Source organism: Chloroflexota bacterium (genome assembly GCA_009840625.1).
Taxonomy (GTDB): Bacteria; Chloroflexota; UBA11872; order UBA11872; family VXNJ01; genus VXNJ01.
This window is the reverse complement of sequence record VXNJ01000004.1, coordinates 1-22,160: the sequence shown is the minus strand read 5'-3', so window position 1 is coordinate 22,160 and position 22,160 is coordinate 1. Positions and strand designations below refer to the sequence as shown.

Here is a 22,160-nt window from a genome sequence, read left to right as displayed (position 1 = left end):
AATGACCCGACGTCTGCGGCTGACCGTTGAGTACGACGGCTCCGGATTTGCGGGATTCCAGTTGCAGGCGAAAGCGCGCACCGTTCAGGGCGAGCTTGAACGCGCCTTGGCGGTGCTAAACGGGCGGCCCGGACGGATCTGGGGCGCCGGTCGCACCGACTCCGGCGTCCACGCCGAAGGCCAGGTCGTGGCCTGCGAATACGTGGGTCCGCTGGCCGATGCCGAACTGGCACGGGCGTTGAACGGGTTACTGCCCTCCGATCTGGCGGTCCGCGAGCTTGAGACGGCCGAAAACGGATTCGATCCGCGGCGCAAGGCCTCGGCGCGGACCTATCGCTACCGGATTCTGAATCGACCGGCACGCTCGCCTCTGCAGGCCGAGTACACCTGGCACGTTCCGACACCGCTGCGCTGCGACCAGATGAACGCGGCTGCCGAACGCCTGCGCGGCGTGCACGACTTTCGCCGATTCGCATCCGAGCCCGGCCCGGTGATCAGGCACCTATTCGACTGCTTCTGCCATCGCCGTGGCGATTTGCTGTTGGTCGATATCAGGGCCTCGGCATTCGCGCGCCGCATGGTCCGTCGGATCGTGGGCGGATTGGTTAACGTTGGGTCGTCGCGCTGGCAGGAATCCGAATTCGCTTCCCTGCTAGATGTGGACCGCGCGAGCGAATTGATCCCTCCTTCGGCGCCCGCCCACGGGCTAACGCTGCGGTCGGTCGAATACGGCCGCCGGGTGGTGTCGGCGGACAGAATTGCCCACGAGGTGGCCGGAGATGCCTAAGAGTTTTCGCACCCATGTGGCCGATCGCGCCCAGCAACAGGACAAGCAATGGCACCTGCTGGACGCGACCGACCAGACTCTGGGGCGGCTGGCCAGCCGGATCGCCGGCATCCTCAGCGGTAAGCGGCGGGCCGACTTTTCGCCGAACTTGGACATGGGTGACTTCGTAGTGGTGATAAACGCCGAGCGCATCTCCGTCACCGGACGCAAGCGCGAGCAGAAAGTGTATTACCGCCACTCCGGATATCCGGGTGGTTTGCGCGAGAAAACGCTGCAGGCCCAGCTGGACGAGCACCCCGACCGGGTGCTGCGGTTGGCGGTCAAGGGCATGCTCCCGCGCAATAAGATTGGCCGACGCTCGCTGCGACGCCTGCACGTGTACGCCGGCTCCCAGCATCCGCACGCTGCCCAGCTGAACAGTTCCAACGAAAAGGATTGACATTGGCGCCGGACGAAAAGTACTACTACGGGACGGGCAGGCGAAAGCAGGCCTCGGCCCGGGTGCGCTTGTTTTCCAGCAAAGGCAACGTGGTCGTCAACGGCAAGCGTTTGGACGAGTACTTTTCGGTCCCGATGGACCGAATCGTGGCTACCGAGCCGTTGCGCCTCTGCGACGTGGGCCAGTTGCGCGCATCGATCAAAGTGTCCGGGGGCGGCAATTCCGGACAGGCAGGAGCCATCCGCCTGGGTCTGGCCCGCGCGCTGAACGAATTCAATCCGGAATTTCGCCCGCTTCTCAAATCTGCCGGCATGCTCACCCGCGACGCCCGCGTGAAAGAACGCAAGAAGCCGGGACTGAAAAGGGCCCGCAAGGCTCCGCAGTTCACCAAGCGCTAGCGGCGGCGCGAATCACCCGGCGCCGGCCGGTCTGGGGGCCTTCTAGCGCTACCTGGAGTCTCGGGTCCGCACCATTTCGATGACCCGATTGTTTGAGCCGGCCAATCTGAGCAGTTCGGCGCCGGCCTCGCTGTGCTGCGCCAGGCGGGCCACCTGGGCCAGATAAGAGTTATCGTCCCTGCGCCGCCAGTGCGCCATGATTCCAGGGGAGGCGGCGAGCAGGACCACCAGGACTCGCTGAATAAAACTGGGCCGGCCTTTGCCGACGTCGCGCAGGAGCAGGGCCCGTTGCCGGTCGGCATCGCCGATGTCCCGGCCGCGGAGGTAGCGAAAGCGGAAGCGGGCAATGTGGCGCTCGACGCCGCTCATGCGTCGGAAAAGCGCCAATTCACGCTCCGACAGCAGTTCAGCGATCGCGCCCGCGGCGTCCCTGCGGCCGCGCTCCGGATTCGATAATTTTCTTGGTCGGCGCTGCCGCATATCCGGATTATCCCGACCAGCAAATTGAAAAGTGCGGATGACCGCTTGACCAATCAAACGGGTCGACCCAGGGTCGCAATCATCGGGGCCGGCATCACCGGACTGACCCTTGCCCACGAGCTGGCTGGTTCCGGTATCGATGCCGAAGTCTTCGAGGCCGGTCCGGCGATCGGCGGGGAACTGGGCGTTGTCGAGGTGAACGGCGAGCCGGTGGAGCGGTTTTACCACCACCTCTTTCTCGACAGCCCGGAAATCCAGGGATTGATGCGGGAACTGGGCGTAGCCGATCGCCTTACCTGGAAGACCGCGCCGATGGCGTACTTTACGGGCGGCCGCCTCTTTCCCTTCAACACTCCCTGGGATCTGCTGAATTTTTCTCCGATTAGCCTCCCCGCGCGGCTGCGGATGGGACTGGCCGCCCTGCGCCTGCAGATGGTGACCGATTACGCAAAGTACGAGGACGTCCGCGCCGCCGACGTGCTGCCCGGTCTCTCCGGTCGCGAAGCTTTCAACGCCGTCTGGCGGCCATTGCTTGAAGCCAAGTTCGGTCCGCACTGGCGGTCGATCTCGATGGCCTGGTTCTGGAGCCGGGTGCACGTCCGAGCCCGGTCGCGGCCGCGCGGCTCGCTGCGAGAAATGCTGGGGTACATCGACGGCAGCTTCCTCGAACTGACCCGGGCCCTGTCGATCTCGGCCGAACGCAAGGGGGCCCGGATCCACCTTGGCACCCCGATCGAGGGGATCGAACGCCTACGGGACCGGGTTCGCGGGGTTCGGGTGGGCGGCCAGACGCACCGCGCCGATGCGGTCGTGGCCACGGTCGGCCTGCCGATCCTGCGCCGGCTGCTGCCGGAGCATGCGAACTGGATACGGATCCCGCAGATTCAATACCGCGGCGCCCTGGTCCTGCTGCTGCAGTTGGAGAGCCAGCTGTCGCGCTTCTACTGGACGAACGTCGCCGATGCGGCAATTCCCTTCCCGGTGCTGGTCGAACATACCAACCTGATCGGCCCCGAACGATACGGCGGCGCCAGACTCCTTTATGCCGGCAGTTATCTTGACCCCGGGCACGAATTCTTCGAATATTCAGCCGACGAACTGCTCGCGACCTATGCGCCGGCGATAAAGCGCGTGTTCCCGAGATTTGCGACCGGGCAGGTAAAGGACCTCTGGTTGTCCGCCGACCGGGTCGCCCAGCCGGTTATCACCGCCGGCTACCAGCGCCAGCGCCCGCCGTTCGCAACCGATCTCTCGGGTCTCTACGTTTGCAACACTTCGCAGATCTACCCCGAAGACCGCGGCACCAACTACAATGTCCGGCTCGCCCAAGAGTGCGCCCGCCAGGTCGGCGAATCTCTGCAACGTTCGCGCGGCCCGCGGGCGGTCTGAACTCGCTGCCGGCTTCAGGGCCCGAGCAACAGGCCGTTTACGAAAGAAATCGGCCCGCCGACCAGGAACCCGATGACGTTGAGTCCCAGGAACGGACCGGCGATCAGCAGCGCGAGGAGCAGGAACGGTCCGAAGGTGCGCAGCCGGTCCAGCTGGTAGGCAATCTCCCTCGGCACTATCCCGACCAGCACCGCGAACCCGTCCAGGGGCGGTATCGGGATCAGGTTGAATATCGCCAGCAGGACGTTCACCTGGACGGTCAGGACCAGGATTAGCCCCATCGCTTCGGTCAAGGGATCCGCGCCGGCCCCCGCAAACGATCGCGCAACCGGCGCCAGGGCCAGCGCCAGAACCACGTTGGAGAGCGGACCGGCAACCGCCACCAGGGCCATGCCGGTGCGCGGCCCGATTGCGAAATTCATGGGATTCACGATTACCGGCCGTCCCCATCCGAATCCGACCAGGGCCAGGAGAACGGTCCCCATCGGATCAAGGTGCCGCAAGGGATTCAGCGTTACTCGGCCCTCGCGGCGCGGCGTCGAGTCGCCGAGCCGGTCGGCCACCCATGCGTGCAGGAATTCGTGGATCGTGATGGCCACCACGAACGCCACTGCCAGGGATACCAGCAATACCGGGTCGGAGGCGGCGCGCAGAAGCCCCATAGTTGCCTAATTGCCTGCCAAGCCAGAGGATTATCTGAAAATGGGGGCCGTATCCGCGGTTTACCCTAGCGCTGTTGGCCGGGGAACCACAGGAGCAGTTACTGGTCGGCAAATGGATCCTGAAGAGCTAATCACCAGCGCGCTGGCCAAGATCGAGGAAGGTCGGCATGCCGCGGCGGTAGGCGATCTGGATGCAGCGATCCGCCTGGACCCGGACAACCCGGTGGCGCACAATTCGCTGGCCCTGGCGCGGGTCGCGCTGGGTGATTTTGGTGGTGCGGTTATCGCCTACGAAAGCGCGATAGCCCTGGACCCGGACGACGTCGATGCCCGCATAGGCTGCGCCCATGCGCACGTCGAGCTGGGCAACCGGTCGGCCGCGATCGAACAGCTCCGGGTTGTGCTGGCCGGCGACGACCAGAACACCCAAGCGCTGGCGTTGCGCGCAAGTTGTTATGAGCGGATGGGGCAACACGCGCTGGCGGCCCGGGACCTGAGCGAACTTTTGAAACAGGAGCCGGAGGCCGACACGCTTCGCCTGCGCATGGCCCGTAGCCTGGCCCGGGCGGAGTTGCTCAAGGAGGCCGTCGAGGAGTTCGACCGCCTTCTGGAGGCGCTCGGCCCCGAACCGGAAGTCTGCTACGACCGGGGCGTGGCGCACATGCGCCTGGGGAAGCTGCGCCATGCCGTCAACGATTTTTCGTTGACCCTCGATATCGAGCCCGAAAACTGCCGGGCCCTGCAGAACCGGGGAAACTGCCTGCTGCGGCTGGAGATGATTGAGGAGGCGCTGCTGGACTACGACCGCCTGATCAAGCTGGGCGACAGCGCAGTGGCGCGGTTCAACCGCGGCATCATCCACCGTCGGCTGGGCAATTCGAACCGGGCCCGGGTGGACTTTTCGCAGGCAGTGGCCCTGGGCGGCAGCGGAAGCATCGCCAACCGGGCGCGCCGCTACCTCCAGCCCGATTGACTCGCGTTTCTGAAATTGCCCGCGGCGGGCGTCGGCTCGATTGCGCGCGGAACAAATTGCCGCCACCTGAAAGGTATCTGCAATGAAGGCGATCGTCGTGATTCTGGATTCGTTGCGTCGCGACCACGTCGGCTGCTATGGCGCCGATTCCATTCACACGCCGGCCCTCGACCAATTCAGCCGCGAATCCATTCGGTTCAACAACCCCAAGCCCGAGGCACTGGCAACCCTGCAGACGCGTCGCGCGGTACACACCGGCAACCGCGTGTTCCCCTTCGGAGATCACCAAAGCTATAAGGGCGACATCAACCGTACGCCGGGTTGGGGACCGCATTCGGAGTCCGTCGTGACGATGGCCGAGATAGCCCGTCACAGCGGTTTTCACACCGGCCTGATCACCGATACCTACCACCAGTTCAAGCCGTCGATGAATTTCCACCGCGGATTCGACCAGTTCCACTGGATTCGCGGCCAGGAAAACGACCACTGGGGGTCCGTCCAATTGGTCGACCGGGATTCCGTCGAAGCCCATAGCTATCCTGCCCAACACAACGAATACCGCCGGATCCGGTTCCGGCGCTATCTGTCAAACGTCGCCCGGCGCCACTACGAAGCCGATTACTTCGCCCCGCAGGTTTTCACCGAAGCGATGCGTTTCGTCGAAGACAACCGCGAACGGGATTTCCTGCTGGTGGTCGACAGCTTCGATCCGCACGAGCCCTGGGACCCGCCGTGGTGGTACGTGGACCGTTACGCTCCCGGGTATCGCGGGACCGATCTGATCTGGCCCAGCTACGGACGCTGTGAAGGGCTGGAAAAAAATCAAATCGATCTGATCCGGGCCCTCTACGCGGGCGAGGTGACAATGACCGATCGCTGGCTGGGAATCTTCCTGGAGCATTGTCACTGTCTGGGGATCATGGACGAGACCCTGTTGGTCGTCTTCTCCGACCACGGGCACAGTCTGGGCGAGCACGGGGTCATGGGCAAGCTTCCGTTTTCGAGCTATCCCGAGTTAATTGACATAATCTTGATGGTACGGCCGCCCGGGGGCCAGAACGGCGGATCCAGTTGCGACCCGTTCGTTTACACGCATGATGTCCCGGCGACTGTGCTTGCCCACCTCGGTCTGGAAGCGCCCCTGGCTATCGAGGGCCGGGATCTGTTGGATATCGCCTCCGGCCGTCGTCCGGGACGCGAGTTTGCCGTAACCGGATACCACAACTATGTCGTTTACGCCGATTCCGAATACTGGTACTTTTCCGATCACGGGCGCTCCGACCAGCACCTGTACTCCCTCGGCGAGGATCCGGGGTGTCGAAACAACCTGGCCGCTGGGGATCGCGCCCGCTGCGACCGATTCTTTGAAATCTGCCGGCACCAGGCCGGCGGGGAGTTTCCCGAGATCACTCCCGAACAACTGCGTCGGGCCGGACCCTGGTACGAGTTGGTCTAGACCGCGCGGCGCTTTTGGCGGCAGCGCTTCTTTGGCACCGGGGCAGTGGCGGCGATGATTTGGCTGCTACCAGCCGTCGATTGGCGGCTATGATTTTTCGGTGCCCGCCAGCTGCGCACGCAGAAAGGTGCCCGACATGAAGGCGATCGTGGTGATCCTGGACTCCTTGAGGCGCGACCACGTCGGCTGCTACGGCGCCGATGCCATCCACACGCCCGCCCTTGACCAGCTCAGTCGCGAGGCGGTCCGATTCACCAACCCAAAGCCCGAGGCGCTGGCCACCATCCAGACGCGCCGGGCAATTCATACCGGCAACCGGGTTTTCCCGTTCGGCGGCCACCAGACTCCCAAGGGCGACGCGGTCCCCTGGGCCGGCTGGGAGGCCCATCCGGAGAGTGCGGTGACGCTGTCTGAGATAGCCCGAAATTCCGGGTTTCACACCGGCCTCGTAACCGACGTGTACCACCAGTTCAAACCGGCGATGAATTTCCACCGCGGGTTCAACCAGTTCATCTGGGTTCGCGGCCAAGAGAGCGATCGCTGGCAATCTCGGCACTTGATTGACGAGGCCACGGCAACCGCGCACAGCTACCCCGTCCAGCACACCGATGCCGGTCGCGAGCGAATCCAGCGCTACCTTGCGAATGTGGCCTGGCGCCGCTACGAAGAGGACTACTTCGCCCCCCGCGTATTTTCCGAGGCGATGCGGTTCATAGAAGACAACCGCGAACAGGACTTCCTGCTATTTGTCGACTGCTTCGATCCGCACGAACCCTGGGACCCGCCGCGCTGGTACCTCGATCGCTACGCGCCCGGTTACCGTGGTACCGACCTGATCTGGCCCAACTACGGACCCTGCGATGGGCTCGGGCCCGAGGAACTGCGGTTGATACGCGCCCTCTACGCGGGCGAGGTGACCATGACCGACCGCTGGCTGGGCATCTTCCTAGAACACTGTCACGATCTTGGAATCATGGATGACACGCTGCTCATTGTGCTGTCCGACCATGGGCACAGCCTGGGCGAGCACGGGGTCATGGGCAAGCTCCCCAGGTCCCTCTATCCCGAACTGGTCGACATATTCCTGATGGTCCGGCGGCCCGGCGGCGAAGGTGGTGGCGCCTCCTGCGATTCGTTTGTCTACACCCATGACCTGATGCCGACTGTGTTGAACCAACTGGGCCTGGAAGCGCCGTTGCCGGTCGAGGGCCAGGACCTGCTGGCAATCGCCGACGGCAGTGCGCCGGGCCGCGATCACGCCGTGACCGGATTCCACAACTACGTGGCCTACGCCGATTCCGAATACTGGTACTTTTCCGACCACGGGCGCTCAGACCAGCACCTCTACGATCTGCGTTCGGACCCGGATTGTCGCAACAACCTGGCCTCCGGCAACGCGGACCGCTGCGACCGGTTCTTCGAAATCTGCCTGCGCCAGGCCGGCGGGGAATTTCCCGACATCACCCCCGAACAACTGCGCCGGGCCAGCCCCTGGTACGAGATGCTTTAGGCCATGCCGTCCCTGCAAAAAGCGCCCAACGTCGTCCTGGTCACGCTCGATTCGCTGCGCCGCGACCACGTTGGCTGTTATGGCGGGCGCGCCAACACCCCCTGCCTGGACCGGTTTGCGACCCAGTCGCTCCGATTCGCCCAGCCCTACCCGGAGAGCTTGCCCACGATCGAGGTGCGCCAGGCGCTCTATACCGGCCGAAGGATCTTTCCCTTCGCCGACCATTTCAGCCGCAAGGGCGATTTCGTCCGCTGGCCCGGATGGCACCCGCTGGACGATGCGCGGGTCACGATGGCCGAGATCCTGCGCCATAACGGGTACCACACCGGATTGGTAACCGACGTTTACCACCAGTTCAAGCCGGCCATGAACTTTCACCGCGGGTTCAACCAGTTCCGCTGGATCCGGGGGCAGGAAAACGACCTCTTTCAATCGCGGTTCCGCATCCCGATGCAGCAGGTCCGGCGCGTGCAGCCCGATTCGGACGTCGGCAGCGTTCGCGACCAGATGCTGCGCCAGTACCTTGCCAACGTCGATTCGCGCCGGCACGAGGAAGACTGCTTTGCGCCGCAGGTATTCAGGGCCGCGATGCGATTTCTGGAAGAAAACCGCGAGCGCCCCTTCTTTCTCAGCGTGGACTGTTTTGATCCGCACGAACCTTGGGACCCGCCGCCCTGGCGTTGGGAACCATATGATCCCGACTACTCGGGCCGCGACTACATCTGGCCGACGCGCATCGATCTGAACACGATCAGCGCCGTGGAGCTGGAACACATTCGTTCGCTTTACGCCGGCGAAGTGACGATGACCGATCGCTGGCTGGGTCGGTTCCTGGACCATCTGGATGTCCTGGGGTTGTCCGACGACACCCTGGTCGTGATCAACTCCGACCACGGCCACCCGTTGGGCGAGCACGGCTACATCGGCAAGGACGGACTTTACATGCACCCCGAGTTGATGGACGTGATTCTGCTGGTGCGCGACCCGAACGGAAAAGGCGCCGGACAGGTCCGCGAGGACTTCGTCTACCACTCCGACGTTTTGCCGACGATCCTTGCAAGGCTCGGAATCGAAGCGCCGCTGCCGATTGACGGAATCGACCTTGGCGGATCGTCCAGCGGCCGCGAATACGTCACCTCGGCAATGGGCGAGCAGTTCTTCTATCGTGATCGCGACTGGTGGCTGATCGTCAACCGTGACGGTTCCGATCCGAAGCTTTTCTCGGTTCTGCGCGACTATCCGGCATGCGCCAAAAACGTGGCCGGATCCGAATCCGCCGCGCTGGGTCTGGCCACGGATAGGATCCGCGCCGACGCCGGCGGTGAAATCCCGGCGCTGGATCCGGTGGCGCTGCGCCAGCGGGGGCCCTGGTACGAGCAGACTTGATCGTTGGACCGCCTGCTGAAAATGACAATTGCCCAAATAGATCGACAAACTTAGGAGTGGTTGGCGCAATCGATGAAAATGCGGCGACCGCACCGGCAATGAAATCGGGACCGGGGCCGATTCAGTTCTGCCGCGCTAGATCATCGGCTCAATTGCGTGACCGAACGCAATAACTGGGATTTGTTTCGCGGATATGTGTTGACTCGATGCGTCCGCTTTGCGAATCTCAAACGCAAGATTTGACTATGGGAGGAATTGTTGCCGAGGCTCCAATTTAAAGGAAGGGTCTTCGTCGAAAACCACCATGTAGCTGTGCCTTTCCACGAATTGGTGCCGATTCGAGGGAAAGGGGTAGGTGAGAGATGCAGCCTGCAAGACAACCTGGTACTTCACGGTGACAACTTAGCGGCTTTAAAGGCGCTTTTGCCGACATATCAAGGGAAAGTGAAGTGCATTTATATTGACCCGCCATACAACACTGGCAAAGAAGGTTGGGCGTACAACGACAAAGTGAATTCGCCTCTCATGCGGGAATGGTTGGGCCGGATCGTGGACCGTGATGACCTCACCCGTCACGACAAGTGGTGCTGCATGATGATGCCCCGACTCAATCTGCTGAGAGAGTTACTTAGGGAAGATGGTGCGATTTTCGTGTCTGTCGACGACAACGAGATGCACCATTTGCGGAGCTTGATGAACGAGGTGTTCGGGGAAAGCAACTTTGTCGGACAGATCGTATGGCATGGCTCGACTGACAACAACCCGACAAATATTGCGGTCGAACACGAGTACATTGTTTGCTATGCCGCCAACAAAACCGCCCTCGAGGGAGTGTGGAATTCCGCCGAGTTTGGGCCGAAAGAAGCGCTTCAGCAGATTGGTGCTGAGCTATTGGAGGCTCACCCTGAACCGGTCGAACGCCAACGCGAGTACACGCGCTGGCTCAAATCTCACAAAATGCAGCTTAAGCCGCTAGACCGCTACAAATTCATCGATGACGCGGGCGTTTTTACGGGAAGCCAAAGTGTTCATAACCCGGGGCGCGAAGGATACCGTTATGACGTTCTTCATCCGGTTACCGGCAAGCCTTGCAAGCAGCCGTTGATGGGATATCGCTTCCCGGAAGCAACGATGGCCCAATTGATTGCAGAAAACCGCGTTTTATTCGGATCAGATGAGTCAAAAATTATTGAACTAAAGGTATACGCCGACGAATATATGGCAAAACTCGGCAGCGTGATTCAAGGAATTGATTCCAGGCTCGGAGCAAATGAAATCCGGGAAATCTTCCCTGAGGACCCCCGAATCTTCAAGAATCCGAAACCATCAACGCTGATCAGTGAACTGCTCTCTTTCTCAACTGACAAAGACGCCATTGTCCTTGATTCGTTCGCCGGATCTGGTACGACAGCCCATGCTGTACTCACCCTGAATCGCCAGGACGGCGGCAACAGGCGATTCATTCTTGTCGAATGCGAGGAATACGCCGATTCGATTACTGCTGAACGGGTTAGACGTGTCATCAATGGAGTGCCCAACTCTAGAGTTGATGCCGTCAAATCGGGATTCGGAGGCAGCTTCAGCTTTTTCGAACTCGGATTACCGATGCGCCAAGAGAACTTGTTGGACGGTTCTCACCTACCCTCATGGCAGAAACTGGCGGAATATGTTTTCTTCACCGCAACTGGACTGGAATTCGATCCGACTGAGGCCAATGAGAATTTGGGGCTTATTGGGCGCACCGCATCACATGATGTTTTTCTCATTTATGAGCCCGACGTCGAGAAATTGAAAGACCTCGCGCTCTCGCTTGCAGTGGCCCGGGAGTTACCCGCCAGTGATAGACGCAAATTGGTATTCGCGCCAACAAAGTACCTTGATCGCGAATTCCTTCACTACTACCAGATTGACTTTCAGCAACTTCCGTTCCAGATTTACGAAACGATTTCTGGCCTCGAACCATGATATTGAAGGACTATCAGAATCGAGCATTGGCGACGGTCCAGACTTTTGTTCAGCAGCTTGCTGAATGGCGGGAGAAGGATTGGGCGGCGCAGAGACTAGACCCTGATTGGGGATTCGATTGGGTGCAGCGCGCGTGGGAAAAGACGGTGCCAACAAGGCCTTACAATCCGCGGCGCAACGGACTTGGCGAACGGCTGCCAGCGTTTTGCTTAAAGATTCCAACTGGCGGCGGCAAAACTTTGCTCGCCACGCGCGTCATTGATATTGTTAACGCGCGCTTTCGGGGGAGTCGGCGCGGTTTGGTACTGTGGATCGTACCCACGCAGCAGATATACGATCAAACGCTTAGAGCACTAAGAGACCGCGATCACCCTTACCGCCAAAACCTCGATTTAACATCTGGCCAACGCACGCATATTTTCGAGAAAACCGCGACCTTTGGGCCGAGTGATGTTTCCGAGAATCTCTGCATTCTCCTGCTGATGCTCCCGTCTGCAAATCGGCGAACAAGAGACACTCTTCGTATATTTCGAGACAGCGGCGGATTCGATGAGTTTTTCCCCGCTGACGATGATCCTGTTGCGCACAAGAAACTTCTCGACGAGGTCCCGAATTTAGATACCTTTGAGCATCCGGATGGATTTTGGGGTCGATTAGCGAAGACCTCACTCGGGAATACAGTGCGGCTCCTTAACCCTCTTGTCATCCTGGATGAAGGGCACAAAGCGTACAGCGACAACGCGAAAGCGACCCTCGAGGGATTCAATCCTTGCATGATCGTAGAGCTTTCGGCAACCCCAGCTTCGGGAGCAAACGTACTGGTCGAGATTCTGGGATTGGAATTACACGCTGAAGAAATGATCAAGCTCGATTTGCACGTCATCAATAAATCGAGCGGCGATTGGAAAGACACACTCTTTGCGTCGATCGACCATCGTGAGCGACTTGAAATTGAAGCTAATCGTCACATTGCTGAATCCGGGACGTACATTCGTCCACTGTGCGTCATTCAAGTGGAAAGAACGGGAGCCCAACAGCGAAGACCCGGTTACATCCACGCGGAAGATGTGCGCGAAAGCTTGCTTCGCCACCCGGGAATAAAAGCGGAGCATGTCGCAATTAAAACGAGTTCCAAGAACGAGCTCAAGGATGTGGACGACGTAGGGGGACTGTTGTCGCGCGACTGTCCAATCCGTTTCATCATCACCAAGCAGGCATTGCAAGAAGGTTGGGATTGCCCGTTCGCATACGTTCTGACGATCCTTACGAACCCACAGTCGAAGACTGGAATTACGCAATTGGTTGGCCGAATCCTGCGACAGCCATATGCGCGCAAAACAGGTGTGCCTTTGCTTGATGAAAGCTATGTCTTCTGCTTCAGCCGGCGAGGTACCGAGCTGTTGAAAGAAATCAGAAAGGGATTTGGACTTGAAGGATTGCAGGGCCTCGAAGGCAAAGTTGTAACTGAAGTCGACTCGGCCGCCTCAAAAAGTACGATCAGAACTAGTCAGCGGTCACGGTTTAGAGCTTCTACGCGCAATCTTGTACTACCTGCCTTCGTTATTCGGGATGAAGATGGTTGGCGACCGGTGCACTACGAGGCGGACATTCTTTCGAGGGTGCCCTGGGATGATTTGACTCCCCCAGAGGTGGACCATATGCATTTGGGTGAAGGCATATATGGGGATGTCAAGCTGCTTGCCAACCTAACTGCGGGGGTACGTGTAATGCCGCCAGCAGTCACCGAAGAAAATTTGATCGCCACCGCTAAGCCGGATGGACCACAAGCCGACCCTGGCCTCGAACTTTCAAATTGCTTCTATTACGCGACTAGCCACCTTGTGGATTTGATTTCCAATCCGTGGCGCGGCCACGAAATTGTTCGGTGCACATTCGAGGCCCTGCTTGAGCGCTACCCGGTTGAAATCGTTTTGGCTAATCAGGTTTTTGTCCTGGAATCGCTTCGCCGACACGTCGAAGATGTGCGGGATCGTCTTTCTCGCGAGGTGTTCCATAGCTTGCTGAATTCGGGAGAGATGAGATTCTTAGTTGTTGCAGAAAACCTCGAATTCAATCGAATTCCCGGTCAAATCGATGTCCCGAGTGCGAAACGAGCAAATCGCGAAGATGGACGCCCCTTTCAGCGAAATCTATTCGATTCAACGATGGAGGATGACCTCAATCAGTTCGAGAGCCAAGTTGCGACTTATTTGGATCAGCAAGAGAAGCTCTACTTTTGGTACCGTAATCGCGCCCGCAAGGACCATTACGTTCAAGGTTGGAAACGAAAACGGATCTACGCTGACTTCATCGTGACTATGCGTGGGGATGCGACCGCGAGTGGTGAAGAGTTTGACCAAATATTTGTAGTCGAAACAAAAGGCGTTCATTTGAAGGAATCAGAAGACTCGAATTACAAGCGGTCGGTGTTTGATATTTGCTGCGAACACGCGCGCGAAGCAAAGTGGGCCGACCTTGTACCGGCGATGCGCAGCAAAGCCGTCACTTATGAAGTCGTTGACGAGGATGAATGGCAAGAAAAATTGAACGGGATATTGGGCCGACGGGTTTCGTAATTGCAGTGTGATTTCTGGCGACACAAGCGATCGTTCATTCGATGTGAATCGGTTGTGATGCGGTACTCAGGTAGTTTCTAAGGTCAATTTTTCGACGTCGAATTGAAGCCATGGCATTGACCTAAATCGGGCAGAGTTTCCCCAGCCCGATCTGCCCCCGCTTGGCCCCCACCGAAATTCCTAGTTGCCGGGATCCAATTTGCCGCACGCAATGAATTCGAGCTTATTTGACGTAAACGGAATCGACATGCCCGAAATAGTAGGCCCAAACGGGCTGATATCCGATTGAGGCTGCCAGCATCAACAAAGTTTGTCTAAATGCCAAACTGCGGGTCATTTAGCCGTCGGATTCGATGACTGCACAGTGGCGCCGCGCCAGCGGGGCCGCGGTTCGATCGAACCTTACTGCCCAAATCAGAGTCTGCGGCCGGACCCGATGATCACATCGTTTTGAGGAGCCGAATACGGATCGAGGTGCTTTACCGACCGCCAAGCGGGCCAGGCCTGCGCCGACTGGGTCAGGCGCTGCCTTCCCGGCGCGCGAAATAGCCGGCAACGAAGAAGAAGGCGACGGCGGCCACCAGGATCACCAGCGGCTGCCCGATCGCCGGACTGCGGTCGAAAATGCTGCTCGGTTCGATGGCGGTGTCTATGATCGCGCCGGCCAGGCGGAAGGTGTAGATGATCGAAGTGACGCAGAAAATCCCGGACGCGATCGTCAAATACGCAGTGCGGATGAATTGCGCCGGCGGAGAGTCGGCCAGTTGCCGGGCCCGGATCAGCATGAAGATATAGATCACCACCGCCAGGGCCCCGTAAACGACCCATCGGGCAAGCACCTCGAGCTCGTCCACGTCCGATCCGCCCCCGTAGGCGAATGCGTCGCCGAACAGCAGCGAGAGCACCGCAGTGAGGATCTTGACCACGGCCAGGAAAGTGATCAGCACCATGACCAGGGCCACCAGGCGGGCAAATAGCAGATGCAGCCCGGCAACCGAAAAGCGTATCGTGCCCATGTTGTGGGCGCGGGCCAGCAGGTACAGGATCGACACCACCAAGGCGGTCGCCGCGGTGACCCAGACCAACGCTATGCCTCCAACCAGTGATCCGACAAGGTCGAAAATCTGATCCATGAACTCAAGCTTTCAACTCGGGGCCCGCCGCGATGCGGGTCCGGCCACTGGAATCGGCCGCAAGGGATTCGGTAGCCAAGAATAGGCCACCTCGACTTCTTTGCGGCCTGCCGCGGGAGCCGTTGACGGCGCACCTGGAGGGCTCTTGTCAGTTGAAATAGCGGCTTTCCTTTGCGGCTATCTGGTTGGCGCGATTCCCTTCGCGCACCTGGTCGGACGGTGGCGCAAGCGCGACCTGCGCCGGCTGGGCACCGGTAACCTGGGCGCCTCGAACGCCTACCGCCAAGTCGGCAAGCTCTGGGGTGCGCTGGTGCTGCTGCTGGACCTGCTGAAGGCACTGGTGCCGATGCTGGCGCTGCATTACTTCTGGGATTCGGAATGGGGACCGGTGCTCTGGGCCGTCGGCGCGTTTCTTGGGCACTGCTGGCCAATATGGCTCGGGTTTTCCACCGCCGGCCGGGGTGTTGCGGTGCTGGCCGGTATGTATGTGGCGTTCGGGTTTTTCGAGGGTACGGGCCTGTACGTCTTAGGGGCGGTTTGCGGCTACGGTTCGGGATTGATAGCACGCAAGCCGGGGTTCGCCGTATTGATCATGGTCATCGGGACGATAGCTTTCGCTCCACTGGCCGGCGCCGCTCCTCCGGTCACGGCCGGCAGCGTGGCGGCCCTGGCGCTCCTGCTGGCGCGGCGTGCGTTCCTGCTCCCGTCCGCGATCGCGACCGGCATCGGCCGACCCGCAGCCTACTGGCTGGCGCTGGGCGAAGACACCGTGCCCGGTCAATCGCTCTAACCCACCCGCAGCGATTCGGCCGGCATCCGGACGCCCACGCCCACCATGCGCGGACTCAGCAATGCCAGCACGATGGTCAGCGGTCCGAGCCGGGCGATGAACATGATCAGGCACATAAAGAATTTGCCGCCGGGGTTGAGTTGCGAAGGTACGCCGGTCGAGAGTCCAATGTCGCTTACCGCCGAGACCGAATCGAACAACGAATTGACCATCTCCGGATTCGAGTACGTGGCATGGACAACCAACAGCGTTATCAGCTCCATTGCTAGAAACAGCACCAGCAGGGTCACGCTGACGTAGACCCTGTCGACCGGGATGCTGCGCCCGAAGATTTCGGTCTGCCGTAGTCCCCGCAGGCGCGACATGGCGGTCGCGAACAGGACTCCGACGGTGTTGATTTTCAGCCCCGCCCCCATCGACGCCGAGGCGGTCCCGATGATCATGAACGGCACCAGCAGAATCAGGGTCAGCTCGTTTAGCGTCCCGACGCTTACCGTCGAAAAACCGGCGTTGCGCGATGTAACCGCGTGGAACGCCGAGTTGAATACCCGGTCGATCGCCGGAAGCGCTCCCAGGGTGTCGGGATTGCCCCACTCCAGGATCAGAAATCCGACCGCCGCCAGCGGCCAGCAGATTGCGTTTCCGGCAAGGATCAGCTTGGTCTCCATTCGCATGTTGGGCGGACGCCGTGGTCGGGTTGGAGCGCGTTCGGGCTCGGGTGGCGACAGGGTTTCGGCCTGCCTGCCGAAGCGCGCGCGCATCCAGCGGGCTCCCGAGTTGATCCGCCAGACGGTGCGGGAGGCGAAATTGACCAACCCGGTTTCCGCCCGCTTGAATCGCCATTCCAGCGCATACGGCCAGGAGCGGCTGCGCAATCCGTCGAACACGGCCAGGAAACCGAGGTCGCCGGGGATGATCAGGGCCATCATGATCACCAGGAAGACCGGGGTGGCGGCAAAACCGGCCATCGACGAATAGCCGCCCATCAAGTCGAACCCCGATCCGGTGAACGCACTGACCGCGTGAAAGAGGCCGTAGAAGACCGGGTCGGCGCTGCCGGGCCCGTCCGAATTGGCGAATTGCCAGCCCAGGAGCACCCATCCGATCAGTTCCAGGACCAGCGTGTAGGCGAGGAAGTACCGCGCGGTGCGCGACATTCCGCCGAAGAACCGCAGCGCCAGCTGCTCCTGCAGGGTCTGGCGTTGATGACGGCTGATCTGGCGCCCGAGCGCCTGGAAGAGGATGATCGTGCCGGCCATGAACCCGAGCCCGCCCGCCTGCATTGCCAGCAGGATCACGATCCGGCCGAATTGGCTCCAGTGGGTGCCGGTGTCCACGACCACCAGTCCGCAGGTGGCAACCGCCGAGGTGGCCGTAAAGAGGGCGTCCCAGAGAGGCGTGGCGGTACCGTCGGCGGAGGCGAACGGCAATGCAAGCAGGGCCGCGGCGAACAGTGTCATCGCCAGGAACCCCATCACCAGCGTGTACTGGGGCGAGCGCCGCCGCCGCAGCGTGACGGTGTCGATGATCTCGACCTGGATCGCGCGGCCCAATCGGACCGGCACCGTGTCGCGAGAACCGCGCTGCGGCGGCGGACCGTTGGTCCTGGTGCTAGCTACCGCGTCCGACCCCTCTCAATTCGCTGCCGCAAGAATAATAAGCATGCCGCCCAAAACCCGACAACGCCCAGTGCCGGAGCACCGTTTCTAATGCAGATCACCGATGTCCGCGCGGTCCCCGTCTACCACGCCGAACGCGGGCGAAACTTTAACTTCGTTGTCGTGGAAACCGACGCCGGGATCACCGGGGTCGGCGAGTCGGGCATAACCGGCAAGGAGCTGGCGATCGCCGGCTGCCTCGAGCACTTCCGGGATGTCCTGGTCGGCCAGGACCCGCGCCGGATAGAGCACCTCTGGCAGCGGCTCTTCCGGGGCGGCTTCTTCAAGGCCGGCCAGATTGTCTCGGCGACCGTTTCGGCGATCGACATTGCGCTCTGGGACATCCTCGGCAAGTCACTTGGCGTGCCCGTCTACCAGCTCCTGGGCGGCAAATGCCGCGAACGCGTGGTCGCCTACGCGCACGTTAACGGCGACACGCCCGAGGCGGTCGCCGACGACGCGCGCCGCGCGGTCGGGGAGGGTTACAAGTTCGTTCGGATTTCGACAACCGATGCCTCAAACGGAATCTTCGAACCTCGCCACATCGTGCGCCAGACCCAGTCCTGGGCCGAGGCGGTGCGATCCGCGATAGGCCCCGATATCGAGCTCTGCGTTGATTTCCACACCCGATTGGACCCTCACGATTCAGTGCGATTGGCCGATCGCCTCTCGGGCCTGGACCTCTTTTTCATTGAAGACCCTGCCCGATCCGAAAACCCGGACGCCTACGCGCACGTGCGGCGCCACACCAACATCCCGATCGCGGGCGGCGAGGAGTTGGCCAGCAAATGGGAATTCAAGCCGCTGATCGAGCGCGACCTGATCGACTACGTGCGGGTGGATCTGTGCATCGCCGGCGGAATCTCGGAGGCCCGCAAGATCGCCGGCTGGGCCGAGACCCACTACCAGTACCTGGCCCCGCACAACCCGCTGGGGCCGGTCTCGGCCGCCGCCTGCGTGCACCTGTGCCTGGCGAGTCCGCTGGTCGGAGTCCAGGAGATGCCGCGCTTGCCCGGTGAGCTGTCCGAGGTGTTCCCGGCCCAGGTCGGGTTCGAGGACGGTTACCTGAGCGTGTCGGATGCTCCCGGTCTGGGCATCGAAATCGACTTGGAAGCGGCCGCCCGGCATCCCTTTCGGATGCGCCGCAACCCCGAATACCGCCGCGCCGACGGGGCGGTCACCAACTGGTAGTTTCCGGGCCGGTCAGTCCTCGTCGTCGCCGCTCGCGGCAAGGGCCTCTACCACGGTCGCATCCTCGAGCGTGGTAATGTCGCCGGCGACGGTCCCCGACGAGGCGATCTCCCGCAACAGCCGCCGCATTATCTTCCCCGAACGGGTCTTGGGCAGCGCCGGCGCGAAACGCAGAATCTTCGGCCGGGTGAACGCACCAATGCTCTGGGCCACGTGCGCCCGAAGTTCGCTGGCCAGGTCGTCGGATTCGGCCACTCCGGCGCGCAGGGTCACGAACGCGGCCACCGCCTCGCCGGTCAGGGGATCGGGAATTCCCACGACGGCGGACTCGGCGACCGACGGGTGGTTCACCAGCGAGCTCTCGACTTCCGCGGTACCGATGCGGTGCCCGGAAACGTTCAATACGTCATCGACCCGGCCGATGATCCAGAAATAGCCGTCGGAATCGCGGGTGGCGGCGTCACCGGTGAAGTACAACCCCGGAAACCGCTCGAAATAGGTCTCGCTGAAGCGGTCGAGGTCCCCGAATTCGCCGGGGTGACCGGTCACCCCCCAGCCGTCGGCGTATATTCCCCGCATGATCGAAGGCCAGGGTCGCCGGATTACCAGCAGACCGCGCTGGTCGGGGCCGGCCGGCTCGCCGTTTTCGGCCAGCACCTCGGTGTCCACGCCGAGCATCGGCAGGGTCGCCGATCCGGGTTTGGTCGGGGTCGCCGCCGCCAGCGGGGTGATCATGAATCCGCCGGTTTCGGTCTGCCACCAGGTGTCGACTACCGGGCAATTGCCGCCGCCGATGTGTTCGCGGTACCAGAGCCAGACATCGGGATTGATCGGCTCACCGACCGTGCCGATGACCCGCAGGCTGGACAGGTCCGACCCGGCCGGCCATTCATCGCCCCACTTGATGAACGCCCGGATCGCCGTCGGAGCGGTGTAGAAGACAGTGATCTTGTACTGCTCGACCATCTGCCAGAACCGGCCGAAGTCCGGATAGTCCGGAGCGCCTTCGTACATCACGGATGTGATCCCGTTGGCCAGGATCCCGTAGACGATGTAGCTGTGGCCGGTGATCCAGCCGATGTCGGCTGTGCACCAGTAGATGTCGTCCTGGTCGAGGCCGAAAGCGAGCTTCGACGTCATGGCGGTGTAGACCATGTATCCGCCGCAGCTGTGCACCACCCCCTTGGGTTTGCCGGTCGTGCCGGAGGTGTAGAGGATGAACAGCGGGTGCTCTGCGCTCAAGCTCACCGGCGGACAGGTTGCGGTCTGTTCGGCGAGCAGTTCGTCCCAATAGCGGTCGCGACCCGCTTCGAACCCGATTTCGTTTTGGCAGCGGCGCAGCACCAGCACGTTTTCGACGCTGGGGCAGGCCCCATCGGCCAGCGCGCGGTCGACGTTGTCCTTGAGGGCAATGACCTTGCCTCGCCGCCATCCGCCGTCGGCGGTTATGACCGCTCGGGCGCCGGCGTCCTGTACGCGGTCACGGATCGCATCAGCCGAAAACCCGCCGAATATCACGCTGTGGACCACCCCAAGGCGGGCGCAGGCCAGCATCGCGGTTACCAGCTCCGGGACCATCGGCATGTAGATGATCACGCGGTCGCCGGACTCCAGGCCCAGCGCGGACAGCGCGTTGGCGGCCCGACAGACGTCATCCAGGAGGTCGGCGTAGGTGATCGTGCGGCGGTCACCCGGCTCGCCTTCCCAGAAGTAGGCCACCCGCGACCCGTTGCCAGCGGCCACGTGGCGGTCCAGCAGGTTGACCGTGATATTGAGGGCGCCGTCGGTGAACCAACGGGCGAACGGAGGGTTCCAGTCGCAGAGATTGGTCCACGGGCGGTCCCATTCGAACTGGTCCGTCTGATCGCGCCAGAAGCGCTCCGGGTCGTTAAGGCTCAGGCGGTGCAGGCGCTGGTACTCGGACAGCGAAGAAATAGGGGCGCCGCGGGCATCGTCGGGGTCCGGGTGGAACAGCTGCGGGTTGGTTTCGGTCATGTGGGGAGCCGGTCGCGGGCGGGCGGATTCTGAAGCTGGGGCGAAAATTCTAGCCGTGCAAATCTTGACGACGCCCGTCCCCACTAGACTGTGAACGCTCAATCCGCGCCGCCTCGCAACGGGCGGGCGCCACCTCCAGTACTGTGGCCAAGGATTTGCCCCAATGTACGATCCGACCCCGGCTGACAAATTCACCTTTGGTCTCTGGACCGTCGGCAATATCGGTCGCGACCCGTTTGGCGACCCAGTGCGCGATCCGATTCCGCCGGAGCGAATCGTCGAGAAACTCGCCGGACTTGGAGCCTACGGGGTCAACCTGCACGACAACGACCTGGTTCCCTTCGACGCCACTCCACGCGAACGCGACCGGATAGTTTCCTCCTTCAAGCAGGCCCTCTCCGACCACGGCCTCAAGGTCCCGATGGCGACCACCAACCTCTTCACGCACCCGGTGTTCAAGGAAGGCGCGTTCACCGCCAACGATCCCGCAGTGCGGCGATTCGCGCTGCAGAAAACGATGCGCTCGATCGACCTCGGCGCCGAGCTGGGCGCGACCACCTACGTGTTCTGGGGTGGCCGCGAAGGCGCTGAAGTAGACGCCGCCAAGGACCTGACCGGAGGCTACGCGCGCTTTCGCGAGGCGCTGAACTTCTTGTGCGAATACTGCAACGATCAGGGATACGGGATGCGCTTTGCGCTCGAACCCAAGCCCAACGAGCCGCGCGGGCACCTCTTCCTGCCGACGGTCGGCTCGATGCTGGGATTCATCGCTACCCTGGACCATCCCGAAATGGTGGGGGTCAACCCCGAGGTCGCCCACGAGACGATGGCCGGGCTCAATTTCCCGCACGCGGTCGCCCAGGCCCTGGACGCCGGCAAACTCTTCCACATCGACCTCAACGACCAGGACATGGACCGCTACGACCAGGACTTTCGCTTCGGTTCGGTGCAGTTAAAGTCGAATTTCTTCCTGGTCAAATTGCTGGAGGATTCGGGCTGGGACGGCATGCGGCACTTCGACGCCCACGCTTACCGCACCGAGGACGAAGACGGTGTCTGGGATTTCGCGGCCGGCTGCATGCGGACTTACCTGATCCTGAAGGAGAAGGTGTCCAGGTTCAACGCCGACCCTGAAATCGCCGAAATCCTGGCCGGGTTGCGCGAACAGTCCGACGAATGGGACGAAATTGCGGCCGGCTACAGCAGCGACCGCGCAAATGAAGTCAAGGGTGCCGAATTCGACCTGGAAATGCTCGCCGCCAAGGGGTACCGTTACGAACGGCTGGACCAGTTGGCGGTGGAGATTCTGCTGGGCGTGCGCTAGGAGCCCGCGCCGCAGGAAGAGCGCGGACGACCCGGTTTCAGCCGACTG

Annotated in this window: 18 protein-coding genes; 13 read left to right on the top strand and 5 right to left on the bottom strand. The window is 61.5% G+C overall.

Annotation, left to right across the window (positions count from 1 at the left end):
- The first annotated feature begins 1 nt into the window (after position 1).
- From truA to rpsI, 3 genes are read left to right on the top strand one after another with little or no spacing between them, the layout of a single operon-like run.
- Entirely contained in the window at positions 2–787 is a 786-nt protein-coding gene (gene truA / locus F4X41_04115; protein MYB16209.1) for a tRNA pseudouridine(38-40) synthase TruA, read from the top strand.
- Positions 780–1,226, top strand: a complete 447-nt coding sequence (gene rplM / locus F4X41_04110) for a 50S ribosomal protein L13 (protein ID MYB16208.1) — start codon at positions 780–782, stop codon at positions 1,224–1,226. The genes truA and rplM overlap by 8 nt, the downstream gene beginning before the upstream one ends.
- A gap of 2 nt (positions 1,227–1,228) precedes the next feature.
- Positions 1,229–1,624 carry a 30S ribosomal protein S9 gene (rpsI, locus tag F4X41_04105; protein MYB16207.1) on the top strand — a complete coding sequence of 132 codons (396 nt, stop codon included), beginning with the start codon at positions 1,229–1,231 and terminating at the stop codon, positions 1,622–1,624.
- 48 nt (positions 1,625–1,672) lie between these two features.
- On the opposite strand, the gene F4X41_04100 is transcribed toward rpsI, so the two are convergent.
- Positions 1,673–2,011 (bottom strand): hypothetical protein, encoded by a 339-nt coding sequence (locus F4X41_04100; GenBank protein MYB16206.1) that lies wholly within the window; start codon positions 2,009–2,011, stop codon positions 1,673–1,675.
- 84 nt (positions 2,012–2,095) lie between these two features.
- Here F4X41_04100 and F4X41_04095 point away from each other — a divergent pair, with 84 nt between their 5' ends.
- Positions 2,096–3,493 (top strand): NAD(P)/FAD-dependent oxidoreductase, encoded by a 1,398-nt coding sequence (locus tag F4X41_04095; protein MYB16205.1) that lies wholly within the window; start codon positions 2,096–2,098, stop codon positions 3,491–3,493.
- Positions 3,494–3,507: 14 nt separating this feature from the next.
- On the opposite strand, the gene F4X41_04090 is transcribed toward F4X41_04095, so the two are convergent.
- Entirely contained in the window at positions 3,508–4,155 is a 648-nt protein-coding gene (locus tag F4X41_04090) for a site-2 protease family protein (GenBank protein MYB16204.1), read from the bottom strand.
- A gap of 40 nt (positions 4,156–4,195) precedes the next feature.
- Between F4X41_04090 and F4X41_04085 the strand changes: the two genes are divergently transcribed.
- The 6 genes from F4X41_04085 to F4X41_04060 all read left to right on the top strand — a co-directional run bounded on the left by F4X41_04085 (position 4,196) and on the right by F4X41_04060 (position 14,021).
- On the top strand, positions 4,196–5,128 hold the full coding sequence (locus F4X41_04085; protein MYB16203.1) for a tetratricopeptide repeat protein: 933 nt from the start codon (positions 4,196–4,198) through the stop codon (positions 5,126–5,128).
- 82 nt (positions 5,129–5,210) lie between these two features.
- Complete coding sequence (locus tag F4X41_04080; protein ID MYB16202.1) at positions 5,211–6,584, top strand: sulfatase; 1,374 nt, start codon at positions 5,211–5,213, stop codon at positions 6,582–6,584.
- Positions 6,585–6,684: 100 nt separating this feature from the next.
- Entirely contained in the window at positions 6,685–8,094 is a 1,410-nt protein-coding gene (locus F4X41_04075) for a sulfatase (GenBank protein ID MYB16201.1), read from the top strand.
- A gap of 3 nt (positions 8,095–8,097) precedes the next feature.
- Positions 8,098–9,480, top strand: a complete 1,383-nt coding sequence (locus F4X41_04070; GenBank protein MYB16200.1) for a sulfatase — start codon at positions 8,098–8,100, stop codon at positions 9,478–9,480.
- Positions 9,481–9,735: 255 nt separating this feature from the next.
- Positions 9,736–11,445, top strand: coding sequence for a site-specific DNA-methyltransferase (locus F4X41_04065; GenBank protein ID MYB16199.1), 1,710 nt, complete (start codon positions 9,736–9,738; stop codon positions 11,443–11,445).
- Positions 11,442–14,021 carry a restriction endonuclease subunit R gene (locus tag F4X41_04060; protein MYB16198.1) on the top strand — a complete coding sequence of 860 codons (2,580 nt, stop codon included), beginning with the start codon at positions 11,442–11,444 and terminating at the stop codon, positions 14,019–14,021. Before F4X41_04065 ends, F4X41_04060 begins: the two co-directional genes overlap by 4 nt.
- Before the next feature lie 518 nt (positions 14,022–14,539).
- Here the strand turns inward: F4X41_04060 and F4X41_04055 are convergent.
- Positions 14,540–15,154, bottom strand: a complete 615-nt coding sequence (locus F4X41_04055; protein ID MYB16197.1) for a hypothetical protein — start codon at positions 15,152–15,154, stop codon at positions 14,540–14,542.
- A gap of 100 nt (positions 15,155–15,254) precedes the next feature.
- Here F4X41_04055 and F4X41_04050 point away from each other — a divergent pair, with 100 nt between their 5' ends.
- On the top strand, positions 15,255–15,944 hold the full coding sequence (locus F4X41_04050; GenBank protein MYB16196.1) for a glycerol-3-phosphate acyltransferase: 690 nt from the start codon (positions 15,255–15,257) through the stop codon (positions 15,942–15,944).
- Here F4X41_04050 and F4X41_04045 read toward each other — a convergent pair.
- Positions 15,941–17,509 (bottom strand): hypothetical protein, encoded by a 1,569-nt coding sequence (locus F4X41_04045; GenBank protein MYB16195.1) that lies wholly within the window; start codon positions 17,507–17,509, stop codon positions 15,941–15,943. The genes F4X41_04050 and F4X41_04045 overlap by 4 nt on opposite strands.
- Before the next feature lie 144 nt (positions 17,510–17,653).
- Here F4X41_04045 and dgoD point away from each other — a divergent pair, with 144 nt between their 5' ends.
- Positions 17,654–18,793, top strand: a complete 1,140-nt coding sequence (gene dgoD / locus F4X41_04040; GenBank protein ID MYB16194.1) for a galactonate dehydratase — start codon at positions 17,654–17,656, stop codon at positions 18,791–18,793.
- 12 nt (positions 18,794–18,805) lie between these two features.
- Here the strand turns inward: dgoD and acs are convergent, their stop codons facing one another.
- On the bottom strand, positions 18,806–20,788 hold the full coding sequence (gene acs / locus F4X41_04035; protein MYB16193.1) for an acetate--CoA ligase: 1,983 nt from the start codon (positions 20,786–20,788) through the stop codon (positions 18,806–18,808).
- Between the two features lie 163 nt (positions 20,789–20,951).
- Here acs and F4X41_04030 point away from each other — a divergent pair, with 163 nt between their 5' ends.
- Positions 20,952–22,112, top strand: coding sequence for a xylose isomerase (locus F4X41_04030; protein ID MYB16192.1), 1,161 nt, complete (start codon positions 20,952–20,954; stop codon positions 22,110–22,112).
- Positions 22,113–22,160: the final 48 nt, after the last annotated feature.